Raw genomic sequence first — 19,896 nt, forward strand, 5'->3', positions numbered from 1 at the left:
GTTCTAAAGTAGTATTAATTAGATAAATATTATTTATATTAGTATTATCTATAGTTAAGACTATTCTTTTATTTTTATCTCTAAAATCAGTCAGTTTATTTGAAAGTATATAGTGTTTAGCTCTAATTGCTTGTTGGTAAGCTTTTTCAACAATATCTTTAATATTTCTTTTAATTCTATCTACATTACCTTGCTGTGCTTCTAAAGTAAATTTATTACTTTTTGATTCAATAATAAAGAGATTGCTATCGTAAATGATAATTCCATCTACCTCATCATCAATACCATATTTCAAGTTCTCATACACCCGACAATCTGGCATTATCTCTTCAAATAATTTTAAAGATTTGCTTTCTAAATACTCACCCTTTAATTTGTAGTAGCTTTTCTGCTGTTTTTGAGGAGGTATAATAGTTAATAAGATATTTTCAATTAACTTATGTAAGCAATTGTAGATTAAAGCTAAGTTAAAACAGTAGTATTTATCGTCTATACGGATAAAGGGATTATCGTAGATAAGAGAGTTATTAGTAGGGAAATATGCTACTTTACCCTTCTTGAAACTAGTGTTGTCTCCTAACTCAATACTGAGCAGTTGTAATAAATTCTCAGGTAGGCCTGTGTCCTTAATCTCAAACAGTGAGTCGTTAAATGATATTCCAGTTTTATCATAAATTTGCTGAAGTTTTTCGTTTGTTTCTGATACTGAGGCAGATTCTCTATATGTATCAAAACCTTGAGCTAGCTCCTCACCGTTCAAGTGACTTAGATTTTTGATAAAATTTCGATGTGCAGTTTTCATTTCATCAAAATAAAGCTTTTGAGTTTCTAAAATTGTTAAGGGGTTATTAGCAATGTTAACAAGTCCATCGATTAATTTATTAGCAGTGAGACCATACTCACCTAGTAATATTGAATCGAATTTTGAGAATAACTCCTTGCATAGTTGAACCTTATGTTCGGAAAAAGAATCTCCTCTAACAATCATATGATGCATGGATTGAATAAATTTAGTTTGATTAGGCTCACCTTTATAGTCACTTGTTAGCATCAAATACACAATACACTTCATTTCTAGTTCTTCAAGAGATGCAGTGATTTTCTCCAAAATATCATCGCTACATTCTTGATCGTTCGACGTACTAATTGAAGTTATGAGGCTAAGTAGATAATCTAGTTTAAAGCTTCTAGGTTTTTCCAAGTCCTGATCAATTGAATCATCTGATGAAAGGTTATACATGAAACCAAAATACTCTAAAATATATCTACTATCACAACTTATGATATCTGTTTTTAAAGAATCAATGATTTTTTTAATTTCATCTTCTAGTATTGGAACATGTTCTTTGAGTCTTTCGTAGGTTTTTCCTTTTTGTTCTTCATCATGCTGAGAGATATGACTTTTTTTTAATTCTTTAGCCATGCTTCCAATCATCTTTTTTAGCTCATCTTCTTGTTTAGGGAATTTGATAATCACTATGTTCTCCCACAGTATTTTGTATCAAAAATTTAGATATATTTGAGAAGTAAATCTAAGTTTACACGATAATAATGAAATCTTTATTCAAAACATTGTGGCACAACTACTCCTTATCTAAACCCCTTTTAACCTCTCTTTGAGCCTCAGCAATCAACTCCTTCACCCTAGCGCTTTCTCTTAGCACACAAGCATCATAAGCAGAGAGCGTCTCAGGCTCTTGTTCTTTTTGCTTTTCTTGCTCATGCTCTTGTCTCGCTTTTTCTTCTAGATATTTCTGTAGCTCGTCTTGCTCATTTTTATCATTATATTGAGAGTTACTCATGGCTTATGTCTCCTGATATTTTTATCTGTTAATAAAAGTCATCACGACCAGCATACTTTTTATTTAATGCCTTTAAGATAGCATAAGTTTCCAAATCCATCTCACCCGTTGGCTGCTGCGGTCGGAAATGTAACTGAAAGACATACACGACATTGCGACTGGCTTTATCCCATGCGTCTGTGTCATTGATTTGATAACCATAATCGCGAAACGCTTGCTTAATCTCGGGTATCGTTGCCGCTGCAAACGCGCCTTGATTCATAAAGAACTGCTTATCAAATTCATCATACCAAGCGCCAATGCCGTATTCCTTATACAATCGCTCCCACGGGAACTTGGCCCCGGGGTCGATTTTACGCGAGGGTGCCATATCGGCATGACCGATAATATTCTTTGCTGAGATATTATATCTTTTCGCCAACTCTTGTACCAGCTGCGCCACTTTTTTAATCTGCAACTCATTAAAGTCGACATAGTGCTCATAAGGATGATAGTCGAGCGCACCGTCTTTCAAGGCATCTCGATATTCAGGTTTGATGCCTGGGTTGACAATCTCGATGCCGATAGAGGTATCGTTGAGTATCGTTCTACCAGCAAAGCCGCCATTGCCAGCATGCCACGCGCGTTGACTTTCGGGTACTAGGTTATAAATTTTATTATCGTTATTATCTAAAATCAGATAATGGGCGCTGACGTCCCCAGTGGTCAAAAGCCTGATAGCGCGGGCATTATTGCTCACCGTATAATGCAGGATAATGGTTTTAATACGCTCACTTTTACCCGTAGCTTGGTAGGTTTCGCTATCAATAACGAAAGGCTCGGAGGTTGCTATTTGAGTGTTATGCGTGGTCACGCAGCCAATTAAAGGCAGCGTTAAGGCACTTGCTAATGCTAAAAAGATATTTTTTGCCATGAAATGCTCTGATTTAGAGGACTATAAAACAGGTTAAGTATAATGTTTTAGATGTTTGTTATTTTGTTATAAGGTTTGTTTGTTCGATAGCGTTGATAAGCTCATTACCTAAACTGCGAGTGTTTTTCTCATTGCCATTATTGTTACTAAGCTCAACATTGAACTGACTACAAAGCTCTCTTAAGACAGGTTTAGCAATTACTTCTGCGCCATCTTTACTTACAAGAATTGTTGAGTCTTCCAACTGAATAATTTCATAGTTTTTAATATTGATTTTTCTTTTTTCTGGGCTATCCATAGTTGAGATTTTTTTGATTTGATAGCCGAGTACTTCGTTAGTAGTTTCAATCATATCTTCGATATTATCTTTACTCCATTGACTCGATACGACATATTGAGCGCCATCATTTGTTGTCAAAATATCATTGGCATATGTGAAGTATCTGGCTCTACCTGTATCTTTTGCAGCTTTTTTAGCGGCTTCTAAACTTTCTATAATAGGTTGAGAGTGAGGAATGTTAACAAAATCATGGATTAAAGCTTCGATGGGTTTGTTTGGGTTTTGATTAAAATGATGTTTAATAATCTCTAAGGCAAGTCTACCTTTACCAAGTTCCATATCATTAAAACGATATTTTGAATAATCTCGTGAGCTTTCTTTACGTATATCTCGCTTCTTATCCAACTTACGTCTTACCTTAATTTGATAATCTTCTGCCTCGGGCAAAGGGATGATCTGCTGAATATCAATCAGTATTTTTCCATTATCGTTATATGGCTGTACTTTCATACAAGTAATGTCTAAATTACGTTCATTCAACCAAATCACTGAAGTCGTTAATTCAACAGAGAAGTCTTGCGATACTAAAATTGTTTTAACGTCTTCTGCGAAACCTGAATCATCAATATTAACCTCAACAAAATATTCAATTTCATTCTTTGCTTCTTCTAAAGAATAGCTAGGACAACCGTTTTTTTGTTTATATCTATGAAATACTTCTATAGCGTCCTCAAAAGTCATGGTAGAAATCATAGAGGCATAACGTAAAGCCTGCAGCTCCATATGGTCGCCTGTTTCAGTTCTTTTGAGCTCAATAACAACTAAATTTGCTTGTTTATCTATAGCCAATAAATCAATTCTCTTTCTTGAGCCCTGCCAGTCAGCAAACTCTTCCGCAATCACCAAACAATTAGGAGCAATAATATCTATATTATTTTTAAAAGCTTCCTGTAAATCATTTCGCTCAAAAATAGATTCAATGACAAAGTTAGTAGGCTTAATTGCTAATAACTGCTTATCCTCTAGGGTATAAATGCTCATATTAAGACTCTCACTATCTTGTTTATATTGATGGTTTAAAGCTTGTAGTATTTAACCCTGTTTAATCTTTTCCGCCAAAGCCGTTTTCCAGCTGTCCTCCAAGCATTCAACCGCTAGCCACGGCTCAATGACCTCGGCGTCAAATTTGTCTTTTGAATTAGCCAGTTGCCATAACCTTTTCAGCGTCGCAAAAGAATAGGGGCGCTCAATTAAATAAACCGATAAATCAGTGTTAATCATACCGTCACGAACCACTTCGAAATACCAGCCAGCGATACCTTGTTTGGTTATCCAAGAGGCGATATTTGGCACTTTACTAAATTTAAACTGGCCGATTTGGTCATTGATTTTGTAGCACGGGCGGCGCGGTTGCACGATGCGTAATTGCACACTGTCATTAGTGTCAATATCGTCATAGTGCCTACCATATTCAAAGACGTCGCCAATACAAACCGTTGACTCGTCCATCTCTGGTAAACCGTTTACCGCCGCAGTCGTTAGGTTTTCACCAAGCGTGCCAACACGTACCTTTAAACCAAACTCTGCGTTAATCTTGTCATAGGTCGCTATTGCTAACTGATGCACCGCTTTTAAAGGGCCGCCATGATGGCGTCGGTCAGCTTGTTCATCGGTAGTTAAGCCCATAAAATTGACCGCAACAGGAGCGTTGATGGGTGCTTTATCAATGGCGCTCATCTGCTCACGGGCAAACGGCATGGCTTTACCCGCGCGCACGCAGGTTAAATTGGCGATATGCAGCGGTAAAGGTTGATTGAAATCGGCGCTATTTTTTTGGCTAGAAGATGCTATTTGCTCTATGCTCATGGGGTTTCCTAATTTATAGCCGGTTTAAAATAAAAGCGATACGCCAGTAATCCTGTGCGACTGGAATAAATTTTTCGTAGCCTCTGTGATAGCAGCAAGCAAGAAAAATTTATTCCAGTCGCACGGTATCGGTTTTAAATAAACTAACTATAGAACGATTTTTAGGCGAGTAATTCTGTCATTACTGTTATGCATAATGCGTCTTATCTTATCTTATCTTAGCTTAATTAGGCATCCGATTGTATGGAGTAAGCCTTTTAAAGTTTATTAGTACGTTAAGGTTGATAAATGCTACTGTTTAAACAAAAAAAGACCAGAATAAATATCTGGTCTTTTTATAAAGCAGTGTTGGCAATAAATAGGCTTATTTGTTTTTATTGCGGCGACCGGCGGTTTTCTTTTCACGCGGCACGGCGACCAGCTCAGCCAATTGATCAGGCGAAGACCATAAACCTTCTAAGTCATAAAACTCGCGGGCTTGCGGCGTCATCATGTGTACGACAACAGCGCCCAAATCAATCAATGTCCAGTCAGAATCTGCCCCGCCTTCACGGCCAAGTGGCATAAAACCTGCTTGCTTGACTTCAGCGCCGACGCTGTCCGCCATCGCGCGGACGTGGCGTTTTGAGGTACCGTCAGCGATGACGATGCGCTCCATCACGTCCGTTAAATTCTCTACGTTTAGGACGGTGATATTTTTTGCTTTCATATCGTCAAGCGTGTTTTCGACTACCGCTAAGCATTCTTTTAAGCGTTCTTCAGTCATGGTATTAGTCATAAATAGTTATCTCTTCAATCATAAATATTAAAAATAAAATGGTAAATCATTATTTTGCCTGCATTAACGAGCCTCTTAGCATATAGGTAGATAGGCAGACGTTTTTTGCGGCAAATGGATAAAGTGGGTAAAGTTAAACGTATAAGGCGATTTTAACGGAATTGGGCAGCAGAATATAGCTGATGGGCGATAATATATTGATAAACGGCGGGATTTAGCCATTTAGCAAATGAATTGGGTGCAGTCGGGTTAATGATAGCATTTATTGGTTGTAAAGTTGCGATTTGCGGACATTGCTCGCGCAGCTTTTGGCGAACTTGGGTGCTCGATATCGCTGCCACAGGGCGCGGGTCTATATAAATGCGTCCTTGAGCGGCGTTTTTCAAGTTGCTGCGGTCTGTTAAATGCCGCAAAGCTGGCGTGACAAGGTCAGTAGCTGAATCAGTGATTAAGGGTTGCAATGGGATGGGGAGCTGAGCTTGCAGAGTAGGAGAGTTTTGCGTCATTAAATCTTTATCAACATGCGGTTTATTTTTATCAGGATTTTTATTGTTATCAAAATTTTTACCGTTAGCAGGGCTGTCATTTTCAGCAGTGCTAAGCCGATCAAACACCCATAAATTGACATAATTAGTGAGCGCCAACCCATCCTGCCATTTATCCAAACTCTGCGCGCTGTCCATGCCCATGATAAATATCAAGCTATCGTGCGGATAGCGGGCGCGTAAGGTTTTTACGCTATCAATGGTATAGACCGGCGGCGTCTGCCACAGTTCAAGCTCGTTAATGTGCAGGGGCGTGCCTTGTGTGGCCAGCTTTAGCATGGCCAAGCGGTGCTTAGGATCGGTGCTTTGCTCTTTAAACGGCGAGCGCGCATTGGGCAATAATGACACCTGAAGCTCGCGCTGTTGTAACTTAGCTATCGGCAGTAGACTTTGATAAACATAGAGCGCCATTTGTAAATGCCCGTTATGCACGGGGTCAAATGAGCCGCCCAAATAGGCACGGATGGCGGGCGCAGGGTTTTTTATAAAAGGATTAGCGGTAGAATTAGACATAAATGAGTAAAAGCGCTGCGGCTGGGCGCTGTGGTTAAATAACTTTAGCTAAACTATAGCATTATTGCGAGCTGCTAAGTAGGCTCATGGTATCAAAAGCGCTTACCTTTACTAAGAAGCAGCCAATAAAAAACCGACCATCATGATGATAGTCGGTTAAATATAGAGTGATTCAGCGTAACGTAACGCCATCGCTTAATGCTATTAAATCGCGTCGCTATGCGCTTGGATGGCAGTCAGAGCGATGGTATAAATAATATCATCGACCAACGCCCCGCGCGATAAATCATTGACGGGTTTATTTAAACCTTGCAGCATTGGTCCAACACTGACCACATTGGCGCTACGCTGTACCGCTTTATAAGTGGTGTTCCCCGTGTTTAGGTCAGGGAAAATAAAGACGTTGGCTTGCCCAGCAACGGGTGAGTCGGGCGCTTTTTGTTTACCAACGCTCATCACAGAGGCAGCATCATACTGCAATGGGCCATCGACGGCGAGATGCGGCGCACGCTCACGGACGATTTGGGTCGCGCGAATGACTTTTTCGACGTCAGCACCTGTGCCCGATGAGCCTGTCGAGTAGCTAATCATCGCAACTTTTGGATTGATACCAAAGGCGGCCGCCGATTGCGCCGATTGAATGGCAATTTCAGCGAGTTCTTCGGCGTTCGGGTCAGGGTTGATGGCGCAGTCACCATAAACCACCACTTGCTCTGGTAAGAGCATAAAGAACACGGACGATACCAGCGAGTACTGCGGCGCGGTTTTAATCAACTGAAAGGCTGGGCGCACGGTGTTGGCCGTGGTATGTATCGCCCCAGAAACAAGACCATCGACTTCATCCATCTGTAGCATGGTCGTCCCAAGATAAACGGTGTCTTTTAGATACTCAGCCGCGACTTCGGCATTGGTTTTACCCTTACGGCGCTCGACCACCGCGGCGATATATTTATCCATATCAAGGGTATCAGGGTCGATAATCTCTATGCCGTCGGGCAACACCAAATCGCGGTTTTTTGCCACTTGCTCAACGTCGCTACGCTTGGCAATCAACACACAATTGGCGATACCGCGGCTTTGGCAAATACACGCGGCTTCGACCGTTCGAGGCTCGGAGCCTTCTGGCAGGATGATGCGTTTTTTGGCACTTTGCGCTTTTTTGACCACTTGATGCCGAAATGCGGAAGGTGACAGGCGCGTCTCATACTCGTGGCTAAAATATTCTTTAATCCAGTTAAGGTCTAAATGCGCGGCGACATAGCGCGCCACTTCTTCGGCGCGCTCGGTATCATCGCTTGGAATCTCAGAGCTCATGTGCACAAGGCTTTGTACCGTCTCATAGCTGTCACTTTCCACGCTCATGACAGGAATGCCGGTTTTTAGTGCTGACTGCCAAAGCTCAGTGACCGTTGGGCTTGGGAGCACCCCGCCCGTTAACACCAGTCCTGCTAAAGGAATACCGTTAATGCAGGCAAGCCCTGCGGCCAATAATAAATCATCGCGGTCGCCCGGTACGACGACAAGCGTGCCGCGTTTAAACACTTCATCAACGCGGGCAACCGAGCGCGCCGTCAAACTAATGCGCGTGATACGGCGCGTTTTTGCTTCACCAACGTTTAGCCATGTGGCATCAAGTTCAGCGGCGATGTCCCATGCACGAGGCACAGAAAGCGAGTCACTAAAGGGCACAACCCCAATGATACGAAACTGCTCCGTATTAAAATATGGTGATAGACGCTGAACTTCTTGCATAAAGCCTTCGTCTAAATGAACGATGGCTTCACCGGGGGCGACCATTTGATTTTCGATGGTGGCTTGTACATTTGGCAAATCGTGCATACGCATCAAAATACAGCCTAACGTGCGATCACTGGCAACGCCGCCAAATTCTCGGGCATACACGTCGAGCTTATCGGCTAGGTAGGCGGGTTTACTGGTATCTGCAGTGCTGACAAAGATGATTTTGGCATCTAAGGCATGGGCAATCGCGCGATTGATTTGCGAGGCATAAGAGGTCTCAGTCGTTGAGACTAGGCCCTCGCAAATGACCACATCGTAGTCATCGCCGAGGGTGTGATAATTAACGACCACCTCTTCCATCAAGTCATCAAGATTGTCATCACCCAGCATCCGCTCAACGCGCTGACGGCTGATTGATTTGGGCGGATTAAGGCCAAAAGCATGCATGGCTAGGGCGCTGGAGCTGTCTAAACTGCTTTGCTTATCGAAGGTATCGTCTTGTAAAAATGGCTTCATAAAGCCCGCTTTGACACCGTTATAGTCAAAAGCACGAATCAAACCCAACGCCGCTGACGTCACACCGATACCGCGACTGATGGGCACAAGTAAAAAAGTTTGCATAATGTATCCTACTGTTTATTCTATTTTTAAAGGGTGTGTCTGTTAAAGAGCCTATCATCCTTGCGCTATAAGCAAAATATCGTGCTTACTTATAGCAGGGTATGGTTTTTATTGTATATTTAACATTATAAAATCCAGCTTTATAAACCAAAAGCTTATAAACCCAGCGCTTGACGCGTTTCTTGGGCGATGCGGCATTCTTCATCGGTTGGCACCACCCACAGCTCAATGCTGCTATCATCGGCATGAAAACAGCCTTCACGGCCGCCGACCAAGCTGGCATTTTTATCGGCATCTACTTTGATACCAAAATGCGGCATCATCTCTAAAATACGTGCACGCGTGGTCACCGAGTTTTCGCCGATACCGCCCGTAAAGACAATTCCGGTAAAGTCAGGTAGGGCACAGCTAAAGCTGGCAAGGTATTTGGCGACGCGGTAGCAAAACATCTCAATCGCAAGCCGTGCGTCTTGATGCCCCTCATTAGCTGCTTGTTCGATGGTCCGCAAGTCATTTGACAGGCCTGAGATGCCAAGCAACCCGCTTTCGTTATTGAGCATCTTATCCGTTTCTTCTAAGCTCATGCCTAGTTGGCGTTTGAGATGAATGTGTAAACTTGGGTCGACATCGCCGCTGCGCGTTCCCATCATTAGCCCCTCAAGCGGCGTCAAACCCATACTGGTATCGAGACTTTTACCATCGTAAACAGCCGTGGCTGAGCAACCATTGCCTAGGTGGGCGGTCAACCAACCATGCGGCCCTTTGGCATTGGTAATCTCACTGGCGCGCTCTGAGACATAAGCGTGCGAGGTACCATGAAAGCCATAACGACGGATTTTATATTCCTCATAAAGCACTTTTGGGAGCGGATAACGAAAAGCAACGGGCGGCATGGTTTGGTGAAAAGCGGTATCAAACACCACTGCTTGCGGAATCTCAGGATAAATGGCTTGCACCGCTTCGATGCCCAAAGCATTGGCAGGGTTGTGTAGCGGCGCCAGCACTTTTAGCCGTTTTACTTCTTCTAAGACGTGCGCATCGACCCGCACGGCTTCTGAGTATTCACGGCCGCCATGTACCACGCGGTGACCAACGGCAATAAATTTATATTGCGCGAGTAACTCAAGGATTTTTTTTAAGGCAAGTTCATGACGGCCACCAGCAATGGCGATTTCTAACTTTTCACCATTTAAGGTCGTGTGTTTGATACGGGCGGTGTCAAGGCCTAGGTTTTCTGCCAGACCCGTGATACGGGTGCTATCGTCATCGCTAATCAAAGCGTATTTGATGGAAGAGGAGCCGCAGTTGAGGACTAAAGTGGGATTGTTTAGGGTTAATGTGTCAGAGTTGTTATTATTAAAAGTGGTGGTTACGCCAGCGCTCATACTCTATCCTTAGATTTTATGTTGTCAGTGGAGATGTGTAAATAATGATTGCTAAGTGATGAATCGACATCGATTATCACCGGTTGTATACACAAAAACCAGCCATATCCTTGCTGGCGTATGCCAAACAGCTGACGTACGCAACAATCATATCGCTGATTTTTATTGTTCATTTTTATCATTTTTGGGTTTGCAGGGTTTTTAAAGCCTCTTAAAGGTTGATGAATACCGATAAAATTTATAGCTTTTATGGGCTGATAAAACACATACTAGCGCCGCATTACAGCTGCAAAGATTAACTATAATGTACCATATTTTAAAGCTGATACCACGATAACGATAAGATTTGGATTTGGATTAGGGCGTACCTTTACCTCAGTCACTAATTCCAATAAATTTATGCGTCAGTCAGAGGTAGGAGGCGCACAGCTTTACCGAATAATGCTATGATTAAAAAATTGTCCTATTTTCCCGATTGCAGCCTTATTTTCGCTGATAGTGATTGTTATTAGTGATTGTTATCGCCTGCAAACCACTGCAAGATGAAAGGTTAGCCATTTTATGTTTACTATACGCCGTACCTCAAATTTTAACAGCACTAATTTAAGCGTTATTGCCAAACCTTCTAATTATCAGCTCATGGTCGCGGCTCTCGTGATAGGTACAGCCGCATTGGCAGGCTGCGGGCAAAAAGGCGATTTATACTTAACAGAATCCAGCAGCCAAACGGTTAAAGACAGGGCACCTAGGCTTGAGAGTACCAGTCATCCGCAAGATGCCGCCTTTGCTGGCATCGACGATGATGCTTATCAAAAAGAGCGCTACCTAGAGCAGCAGCACGTACTGCCTGAGCCAAGTGACGATCCCAATGATTACTGATTTTTATTAAACTAACTTTTATTAAAAAGCAATCTTTCTCAAAGCGTTTAAGTTTAGCCAAAAGTTTAATGTTTACCTTAACCTGATGAAATTAGAGATATTTATATGAGTCATTCTGAGCGTCAAACGGACGATACCGTCACTACCCAAACTGAGCAGGGATTGTATGTGCATCCTGAAGCCTTAACCGCCCATTTGTCCGCGCTCGATTATCGCGATGGGTCGCTGTATATGGAGCAAGTCAGTATTGATGAGGTGGTGAAACAATATGGTACGCCGTGTTATGTGTACTCAAAACAAGCGATTTTAGACGTTTATCAGGCTTATAGCACTAGTTTTGCCAGTCTAGCGCACCAAATTTGTTACGCGGTAAAGGCCAATTCTAACCTTGCCGTCCTTGGCGTACTGGCGCAAGCAGGCGCAGGGTTTGATATCGTCTCACGCGGTGAGTTGATGCGGGTGTTGGCAGCAGGCGGCGAGGCTAACCGCGTGGTATTCTCAGGGGTGGGCAAAACCTTTAGCGATATCGAATATGCGCTTAACCAAGGTATTGGCTGCTTTAACGTCGAGTCAATTAGTGAATTGGCGCTAATTAACGAAGTCGCAAAAGCACTAGATAAACCTGCGCCAATCTCATTGCGGGTTAATCCAAACGTCGATGCCAAAACCCATCCGTATATCTCAACCGGTTTAAAAGACAATAAATTTGGTATCGCCCATGAAGCTGCCGTTGCGGTTTATGAGCAAGCGGCACAGCTATCGCATATCGATATCGTTGGTATCGACTGTCATATTGGCTCGCAATTGACAGAAGTTGCGCCATTTGTCGCGGCACTTGATAAAGTGATTGAGCTGATACATAGCTTACGTGCTAAAGGTATCGAGCTGCGTCATATCGATTTGGGCGGCGGGCTTGGTGTACGTTATATCGATGAGACGCCCGTATCTATCGAGGCGTTTGCGCAAGCGTTATTGCCCAAATTAAGCGAGCTTGGCTTAACGGTATTTTTTGAGCCGGGCCGTAGTATCGTTGCCAATGCTGGCGTACTATTAACCAAAGTTGATGTGCTAAAACCAACGCAGCATAAGAACTTTGCCATTGTCGATGCGGCAATGAATGACCTGATACGTCCAGCGTTATATCAAGCAGAAATGGCGGTGATTCCAAGCACTTTGCCTAAAAACGGCATCGATACTGACGGTACGCAGCCATGGGACATCGTTGGCGCAATTTGTGAAACCGGTGACTTTTTAGCAAAGAACCGCTTATTGTCGCTCTCGACGGGCGATGTGTTAGCCATCACTGGCGCCGGCGCGTATGGCTTTACCATGAGCAGCAATTATAATTCTCGTCCGCGCGCTAGCGAAGTGATGGTGGCGGATGATCATCACCAGCTGATTCGCAAACGTGAAACCTTTGAAGCTTTATATGCTGATGAAATGTTGTGGCAAGATAAATAGCCCGTTAACAAGACGGTGACTTTTGATAAAGACTGATAATTAAAGACTGATGATTAAAAACGACCCATTGTGATAACGACAATGGGTTTTTTTATGGTCAAAGTAAGGCAGTGATAGCGGCATCGTCGATATGTTTTAAAATGCGGCTGTGCTGCTGCTAGAATTTTTCGCAGCCGCTGTCGGCGTAGGCACAGCAAGCAAAAAAATTTCTAGCAGTCGCACCTTAATATAAATACCTTTTTTGTTATTTAGAGCGGGCTATATAAAAGGGCACCCGATAGCGGTGATAATTATGATTGTACCGGACAGCGTGCTAATATAAGGCATACATAAAAATAGGATAGGATAACAAGGATATGCTAATAGAATTTACAAAGATGCATGGGCTGGGCAACGATTTTATGGTCATCGATTTGGTGACCCAGCGCTTAGAGTTGACCAAGGATTTAGTGCAACTATTGGGCGATCGTCATTTGGGCGTGGGTTTTGATCAATTGCTTGTGGTTGAGCCGCCGATGCGTCCCGACGTTGATTTTAGTTATCGCATTTTTAACACCGATGGCACCGAGGTTGAGCAATGCGGCAATGGCGCGCGCTGTTTTGCCCGTTTTGTGCAAGCGCGTAAACTGTCATTTAAGCAGCGCCTGCGCGTTGAAACCGCGAGCGGCATTATCTCTTTGACCACCGACCGTTACGGCTGGGTCGAAGTCGATATGGGTAAGCCGAAATTTGAGCCAAGCGAGATTCCCTTTACCCCAAGAGCGACGACCAAAATCCAAAACGCCTATCATCTAAACGTCAATGGCACGCCCGTGCAGTTGTATGTCGCTAATATGGGCAATCCGCATGCGGTGATCAGAGTTGACGATGTCCTTGATGCCGACGTTGAAACCTTGGGTAAAGCCATCGAATCGCATCCGGCCTTTCCTGAGCGCGTTAATGTTGGCTTTATGCAAGTGATGAACCAACGTCATATTCGTCTGCGGGTTTATGAGCGCGGCGTTGGTGAAACCCAAGCGTGCGGTACGGGCGCATGTGCGGCAGTGGCAGTTGGCATTCGTGAAGGCTGGCTCGATGAAGGCGAAGACATACGCGCGCAGCTTTATGGCGGCAGCATGATTATCAAATGGCAGCCGGGTTATTCGGTGATGATGACGGGTCCAACGGCGTTTGTCTATGAAGGGGTCTTTAGCCCAGATGGTTTGATGGCGCAAGCGGGCATCACGCCAAGTCCAGAGGGCTAATAAACAAATGAAAACAGCGCCTAGCTCAGATATTAAGTCAAACACTAAGTCAAACAGTAAGCCAAACACTTGGCTATCAGCAGAATTGGCAGCAGCCATCGAAGCAGATAGCACGCTACGTGAACTGTTAGCGCCAGTACATCGTTGGCTAAATACTTTGTCGGTGCGCAATCACTCCGAACATACGCTGACGGCTTATTTTGCGGGACTAAACCAGTTGGCGCTATTTTTACGCGGCAAGCGTTTGACGTGGACGCGCTGTGATAAACGCCAATTGGCCCAGCATATCAGCCAACGTCTCGATGAAGATAAGCTCGCCCTTGCTAGCGTCCAGCAAGAGCTGTCCGCTATCCGTCATTTTTATGGCTGGCTGATAGAAGAGGGCTTAGCGCGTATCAATCCAACCACGGGCTATCAGCTCAAACGCAGTCCAAGACCGCTGCCGTCTATCGCTGACGTTGATTTATTGTCGCAACTGCTTGACCAAGAAATCCCTGATACGCCAGAGCAGGCGCGCTTGTGGCTGCGGGATAAGGCAATGTTTGAATTACTTTATAGTAGCGGTCTGCGTGTTGGCGAGTTGGTTGCGCTTGATATGGCCGATATAGACTTGGCTGACCTGCGCGTGCGCGTGACGGGTAAAGGCAATAAAACGCGCTTAGTGCCATTAGGAAATAAAGCAGCAGAGGCCATTAAACGTTATCTACCGCATCGTAATCTGTGGGTCGAGCAGATGGACAATGCGTTATTTATCAGTGAAAAACTTGGCACGCGCTTATCAACACGGGCGGTGCAGCAGCGTCTAAAAGTTGCTGCAACGCGTGCGGGTATCGCGCAAAATATGTACCCGCATTTACTGCGCCACTGCTTTGCATCGCATATGTTATCTGGTAGTGGCGATTTGCGCGCGGTACAAGAAATGCTTGGGCACAGCGATATTAGTACCACGCAGATTTATACCCATGTCGATTTTGCTAAATTGACCCAAGTTTATGATCGCGCCCATCCGCGCGCGGCTCATGCGCAAAATGATGATATTCGTTAAGGTCTGTTTGTTTTCCTAGCCATTCAATCCTACATTTAGGCTAATCGATGACAATCAAAGATAGGCAATTTTTGTCGTCCTTGCGCTTGAGCGGCTTTGTCTAAATTTGCTAAGACGATGGCATAATTTTTCTGCTCTTTATCTACCGCTTCTTTATTCACCTCACTATCATCGTAGCTATTGATAATTATGCCATCATAAGCGCTAATTGCCGCATGTCCCCACGTCTGGCGGGTATTATCGTCCTTATAAGTATGCTCGCCGCCTTGTGCTGCGCCAATCACCATACATTGACTGTCTAACGCCCGCGCGCGTAATAACAGCGACCAATGTGCTTGCCCCGTCAAATAAGTAAATGCCGACGGCGCACTTAATAGCTCTGCGCCCGCCTGCCGTAGGCGCTGCGCCAACGCTGGAAAGCGTAAGTCAAAGCAAACCATCATACCAAGCTGATAAACGACTCCATCGACTGCAAGCGGTGCGACGACCGTTTGTGTACCAGGCTCAAAGGTCGCGGCTTCATTATAGCTGCCTTGCTTATCGGCGACGGTTGCTGTAAACAGGTGAATCTTGTCATAGCGCGCCACGCGCGAGCCATCGGGCGCAAATAGCTGACTGACTTGACGCAGCCTATCATTAGGGACGATGACGCCATCAGGGCGATAAGGGCAGGGTAGCGAGCCTGCTAATACATGAATACCGTAGGTACGTGCGTATTCTGCTATCGCGTCGGATAATTCATCAAAGCGCTCGGCGGTGGCAAACTGTCGACCCATGCTACAGCAGTTTTCTGGTAGCACGACCAACTTAGCGCCTTGGGCGCCCGCATCACTAATGGCGGCTTTTATAGTGGTTAGATTGTCTTCGATATTTTGCTGGCTATTCATTTGCACAGCAGCAACCGTCAGTAGTTCGTTGTTAGTTGTCTCATTCATAGTATTATTCTCAATGTTTACGTCCTAAGTACTTATAAAGGTTACTGACTTCTTAATGCTTAAGCAAATCACAACAAATGCCTTATGCGCGCAGGATATAAATTATCATAGCAACAATGTAGTAAAAAATGCTATCGTCATGACCTGATAGGTTAAAGCCTTCTTTTAGTTTAGTGGAATGCTGTAACAAGTAAGGACGTTAACGAGTACGGGCTTTAACCAGCATAACATAGGCAGCATCACCCTAATCGGAGTGGAATAGGTCACCCATGAGTATGTCGTTTGGCTTAGCGACCACGCTAAGCACCTCGCAAAAAATGACCCCGCAAATGCAGCAAGCCATCAAATTGCTGCAGCTCTCTAGTCTTGAGCTCGCGCAGGAGGTGCAGGCAAAGCTTGATAGCAACCCATTGCTCGAACGCATCGAAGATGATGACGATGACTACGATTACGATAATGAGGACAGCAATAAAGATGAGCGGCTGAACGAGTTTGGTGAGTCATTAACACTGGACAGTTGGAATCAAAATACCAGCGCAGATGCGTTTTCTACGTCTACCCATTCAGCTGATGATGGTTTTGACTATGCTAACGATAGCAGCGATGCCAATGTTAGCGATAGCTTAGATAAGTTGCAGCAAGCCAGTTTTGATGATGAGGCAATCGACAATTATACTCTGGATGGCGACGATTATAGCGGCTTTAACAGCAGTGATTATGCCTCTGCCGCGACAGGTTCAGCCAGTCTTTCAAGTCAGGGAGGCAATGAAGATTTTGATAGCTATCAAGGCAGTACCAGCGCGACGATTCAAGACCATGTGCGCTGGCAACTAAACTTTAAACGTCTCTCAGAGACAGATACACTGATTGCGCAATATCTCATAGACTCGATGGATGAGATGGGCTTTGTGCGCCTTGACATCGATGAGTTGCTACAAAGCTTTGCTACCATGGCAAGCTTTTATCAGTGGGATGAGCGCGTCGAGCACGATGAGGTCATGGCGGTTCTACGCATTATTCAATCATGCGACCCGCTAGGGGTTGGCGCGCGCAGTCTCAATGAGTGCTTAGCAATTCAGCTGTCTAAACTGCATCCTACTACTGACTATTTGAGAGAAGCGCAGGCCTTATTGTCTGCCAGCGAGCATTTGGTCAGCAATAACATCAAAGCGCTTACCGAACGCACGGGGCTTGCGCCTGAACATATCACCCCTGCGCTCAACCTGCTACGCACCTTGAACCCGTCACCCGGCTTACTGTTTCAAAGTAGCCAACCGGATTATATGCAGCCACCAGAAAGTTACGATATTCCCGATGTATTGGTCACGCCCATTCGGCGCCACCATAGCAATAATATCAACAATAACACCAACAAAAGCGACACGGCTGCGCAAGTAGACGGCTGGCAAGTGCGCCTTAATCCTGACACCCTCCCAAAGCTGAGAGTTAACCAAGAATACGCTAATTTAGTTAAGCGCGGCGACGACAGTCCTGACAATCTATATCTACGAGAAAATCTCACCGACGCGCGCTTATTTATTCGGAGTATCGAAGAGCGCAACCAAAACCTATTAAAAGTAGCGACCAGTATTGTGCGCCATCAGCAAGAATTTTTGCAACACGGCGCGACCGCCATGCAGCCCCTTATTTTAAAAGCCATTGCCGAAGAGGTCGGTTTGCACGAATCCACCGTCTCACGCCTGACAACGAGCAAAACCATCTTAACCCCACAAGGGCTGTTTTCCCTCAAGCACTTCTTCTCCTCGCATGTTAGCAGCAGCGATGGCGATATTTCCTCAACCGCTATTAGCGCCATGATTAAGCAACTTATCGCTGACGAAGACCCCAAAAAGCCCTTATCTGATAGTCGTATAAAAGATTTTTTATTGGCAGAAGGTATCGATATCGCTAGACGAACGGTGGCCAAATATCGTGAAGCGATGAATATCGGCTCCTCTACCCAGCGTAAACAAAAATATTAAAGGTTGCCATTTAAGCGCTGATAAATGCCGTCATACTCTATTTCGTCTGTCTTTTCGCAAATATAAAAAATAAAATTTTTTGATTATATAGAAACATAAAAGAAACATCAGTTTTTATTACATTTAGTTACAAATTCATGGCTTGCTACTCTTCGGTTTTCATGACAAATTAGAGCCATACCAATAACAAAAACCAAGTATCGGTTTGGCTTATTTAGATAACCTTAAACTGCACAATCTTAAAAATGATAAAAATGCATTTTATTTTAATAAAGGAGTAGAGGAATAAAGCCGTGAGTGAGTAAAGAATGACAAGCCAAACTTTATGATAAGAAAGCTACTGGGTAAATTATTGGTAAGGCAGGGTGACAAAGGCAGAGATGCTGGCTCATCTGTTGATTGTAAGTAACAATGCAAGCAATAATAAAAGGATAAGAATATGAATGTTTCTATCAGTGGTCACCATATCAGTATTACCGATGCCATGGACAACGCAGTTCGCGAAAAACTTGTAAAAGTAGAGCGTCACTTCGATCAAATTCAAAGTATCAAAGTGATATTATCGCTGGATAATAACGGCTCAAGTGAGAACGGTAAAAAAACCAACAAAGCCGAGGCGATTATGCGAGTCGCAGGTCAAGAAATGTTTGTACAAGCTTGCGAAGACGACATGTATAAGGCCATTAATGAGATGGCAGACAAGCTTGATAGACAAGTGCGTAAGTATAAAACCCGTCAAGACCGGCAAAAATTACAAGGGGCAGGTCGTGCCGGACGCTATGAAGAGTTAGCGACGGCGGATGCTTCTCCCGCTATGTAGGCTGTTTGTCATAGCTTTAGGTTATAAATGGCTCTGTTGCCATTACTGTTTGCTAAACGGTAGCCCATAAGATAATTATTATAAAAAGCATAGCTACTAAGCAGATATATTAAAATAATATATTAAAGCAGTGGACAATCTAGCCATTAAAATGAGTTAGTTACTCAAAGTTATGACACATGAAAAAAGACCTCAACGTCCCAACGTTAGAGGTCTTTTTTAGTACCTATATTTAACTCTAGTTACTCATTAACTGCTCAATTTAAAGACAATTCCCTCAAGTTGTAAGCATAAAAAATTATCGGTATAGCTTTTTATATAGCCAGTTAACCACCACCAACCGCTTGCACGACTTCTATATTCATGCCTTCAATAATACGCAGTTTGTCAAGCTCGCTTTTTGGAACCAGTTCACCATCAATTTCAACGGCATAGCGACCTTCACTAAGCCCAAGCTCATTGACGACCATTTGGACGGTTTGATGCGTGGTTTGTAACTTTTTACCATTTACGTAGATCGTACTCATAATATGTGCTCCCTAATAATTAAATATTCCTTTTTTGCCAAATTTATTGAGTTTATTTCTATAAACATTGATCAGTTACGTCATTGATTTTGCACTATCAAAAAATACCGAGTAAGCGCATGCTCGACTTAAGCGGCTTGTCCTAAACGAAATGTCGAGACGGCAAGCCACAGCCAACCGACAATCATTAGTACCCCGCCAATGGGCGTAATCGCCCCAAACCAGCGCGGAGCTCCAAGCGTCATTGCGTATAAACTACCGGCAAAGATAAGTGCGCCGATCTGTAATAACCATGCCGTTGTTTGGGTCGTGTAGTTCAGACGTATAAGAATACCGACGAGCAATAAGCCAAGCCCGTGTATAAACCAATATAAGGTCGCCGTTTGCCACCATTCAAGCTGCTGGATGCTGACCGAATTTTTAAGACCATGAGCACCAAACGCACCCAAAGCAACGGCAATAGCCATATTAATCGCCGCAATACTTATCCAATTTAGCATGGTAAAAATCGTCTTATCAATACCCCACTCTCAACTTTAAAAGTGATTGAAAAAAGAAGA

At 43.8% G+C, this 19,896-nt stretch carries 18 protein-coding genes; 6 read left to right on the forward strand and 12 right to left on the reverse strand.

Annotation, left to right across the window (positions count from 1 at the left end):
* The 9 genes from B4240_RS09650 to B4240_RS09690 all read right to left on the reverse strand — a co-directional run.
* The coding region (locus B4240_RS09650; RefSeq protein WP_296238740.1) for an NERD domain-containing protein at positions 1–1,477 on the reverse strand (1,477 nt) is incomplete at its 3' end.
* Between the two features lie 106 nt (positions 1,478–1,583).
* Positions 1,584–1,802 carry a hypothetical protein gene (locus tag B4240_RS09655; RefSeq protein ID WP_296238741.1) on the reverse strand — a complete coding sequence of 73 codons (219 nt, stop codon included), beginning with the start codon at positions 1,800–1,802 and terminating at the stop codon, positions 1,584–1,586.
* 28 nt (positions 1,803–1,830) lie between these two features.
* Positions 1,831–2,715: an N-acetylmuramoyl-L-alanine amidase gene (locus B4240_RS09660; RefSeq protein ID WP_296238743.1), complete on the reverse strand. Its 885-nt coding sequence runs from the start codon at positions 2,713–2,715 to the stop codon at positions 1,831–1,833.
* Positions 2,716–2,773: 58 nt separating this feature from the next.
* Positions 2,774–4,036, reverse strand: a complete 1,263-nt coding sequence (locus B4240_RS09665; RefSeq protein ID WP_296238745.1) for a hypothetical protein — start codon at positions 4,034–4,036, stop codon at positions 2,774–2,776.
* Between the two features lie 51 nt (positions 4,037–4,087).
* Positions 4,088–4,861 carry an MOSC domain-containing protein gene (locus tag B4240_RS09670; RefSeq protein ID WP_349679089.1) on the reverse strand — a complete coding sequence of 258 codons (774 nt, stop codon included), beginning with the start codon at positions 4,859–4,861 and terminating at the stop codon, positions 4,088–4,090.
* Positions 4,862–5,225: 364 nt separating this feature from the next.
* The gene (gene rsfS, locus B4240_RS09675; RefSeq protein WP_296238747.1) at positions 5,226–5,639 is read right to left on the reverse strand and encodes a ribosome silencing factor; all 414 of its coding nucleotides are present in this window, start codon (positions 5,637–5,639) and stop codon (positions 5,226–5,228) included.
* A 152-nt stretch (positions 5,640–5,791) separates the two neighbouring features.
* Positions 5,792–6,697: a nicotinate-nicotinamide nucleotide adenylyltransferase gene (locus tag B4240_RS09680; RefSeq protein ID WP_296238749.1), complete on the reverse strand. Its 906-nt coding sequence runs from the start codon at positions 6,695–6,697 to the stop codon at positions 5,792–5,794.
* A 204-nt stretch (positions 6,698–6,901) separates the two neighbouring features.
* On the reverse strand, positions 6,902–9,058 hold the full coding sequence (pta, locus tag B4240_RS09685; protein ID WP_296238751.1) for a phosphate acetyltransferase: 2,157 nt from the start codon (positions 9,056–9,058) through the stop codon (positions 6,902–6,904).
* Between the two features lie 155 nt (positions 9,059–9,213).
* On the reverse strand, positions 9,214–10,443 hold the full coding sequence (locus B4240_RS09690; RefSeq protein WP_296238753.1) for an acetate/propionate family kinase: 1,230 nt from the start codon (positions 10,441–10,443) through the stop codon (positions 9,214–9,216).
* A gap of 561 nt (positions 10,444–11,004) precedes the next feature.
* Here B4240_RS09690 and lptM point away from each other — a divergent pair.
* From lptM to B4240_RS09710, 4 genes are all read left to right on the forward strand, one after another.
* Positions 11,005–11,322 (forward strand): LPS translocon maturation chaperone LptM, encoded by a 318-nt coding sequence (gene lptM / locus B4240_RS09695; protein WP_296238755.1) that lies wholly within the window; start codon positions 11,005–11,007, stop codon positions 11,320–11,322.
* 105 nt (positions 11,323–11,427) lie between these two features.
* Entirely contained in the window at positions 11,428–12,783 is a 1,356-nt protein-coding gene (gene lysA / locus B4240_RS09700; RefSeq protein ID WP_296238757.1) for a diaminopimelate decarboxylase, read from the forward strand.
* A gap of 356 nt (positions 12,784–13,139) precedes the next feature.
* A complete protein-coding gene (gene dapF / locus B4240_RS09705; RefSeq protein ID WP_296238759.1) occupies positions 13,140–14,027 on the forward strand; it encodes a diaminopimelate epimerase in 888 nt (295 codons plus the stop codon).
* A gap of 7 nt (positions 14,028–14,034) precedes the next feature.
* Complete coding sequence (locus B4240_RS09710; RefSeq protein ID WP_296238761.1) at positions 14,035–15,072, forward strand: tyrosine recombinase XerC; 1,038 nt, start codon at positions 14,035–14,037, stop codon at positions 15,070–15,072.
* Positions 15,073–15,107: 35 nt separating this feature from the next.
* On the opposite strand, the gene B4240_RS09715 is transcribed toward B4240_RS09710, so the two are convergent.
* Positions 15,108–16,007: a carbon-nitrogen hydrolase family protein gene (locus B4240_RS09715; RefSeq protein ID WP_296238762.1), complete on the reverse strand. Its 900-nt coding sequence runs from the start codon at positions 16,005–16,007 to the stop codon at positions 15,108–15,110.
* 269 nt (positions 16,008–16,276) lie between these two features.
* Here B4240_RS09715 and rpoN point away from each other — a divergent pair, with 269 nt between their 5' ends.
* Positions 16,277–17,989 carry an RNA polymerase factor sigma-54 gene (rpoN, locus tag B4240_RS09720; RefSeq protein WP_296238763.1) on the forward strand — a complete coding sequence of 571 codons (1,713 nt, stop codon included), beginning with the start codon at positions 16,277–16,279 and terminating at the stop codon, positions 17,987–17,989.
* A gap of 439 nt (positions 17,990–18,428) precedes the next feature.
* Positions 18,429–18,809 carry a ribosome hibernation-promoting factor, HPF/YfiA family gene (hpf, locus tag B4240_RS09725; protein ID WP_296238765.1) on the forward strand — a complete coding sequence of 127 codons (381 nt, stop codon included), beginning with the start codon at positions 18,429–18,431 and terminating at the stop codon, positions 18,807–18,809.
* A 326-nt stretch (positions 18,810–19,135) separates the two neighbouring features.
* Here hpf and thiS read toward each other — a convergent pair whose 3' ends face one another.
* Entirely contained in the window at positions 19,136–19,336 is a 201-nt protein-coding gene (thiS, locus tag B4240_RS09730; RefSeq protein WP_296238767.1) for a sulfur carrier protein ThiS, read from the reverse strand.
* 128 nt (positions 19,337–19,464) lie between these two features.
* Positions 19,465–19,836: a DUF423 domain-containing protein gene (locus B4240_RS09735; RefSeq protein ID WP_296238770.1), complete on the reverse strand. Its 372-nt coding sequence runs from the start codon at positions 19,834–19,836 to the stop codon at positions 19,465–19,467.
* Between the last annotated feature and the right edge of the window lie 60 nt (positions 19,837–19,896).

It is taken from the genome of Psychrobacter sp. UBA5136 (assembly GCF_002414005.1).
GTDB lineage: Bacteria > Pseudomonadota > Gammaproteobacteria > Pseudomonadales > Moraxellaceae > Psychrobacter.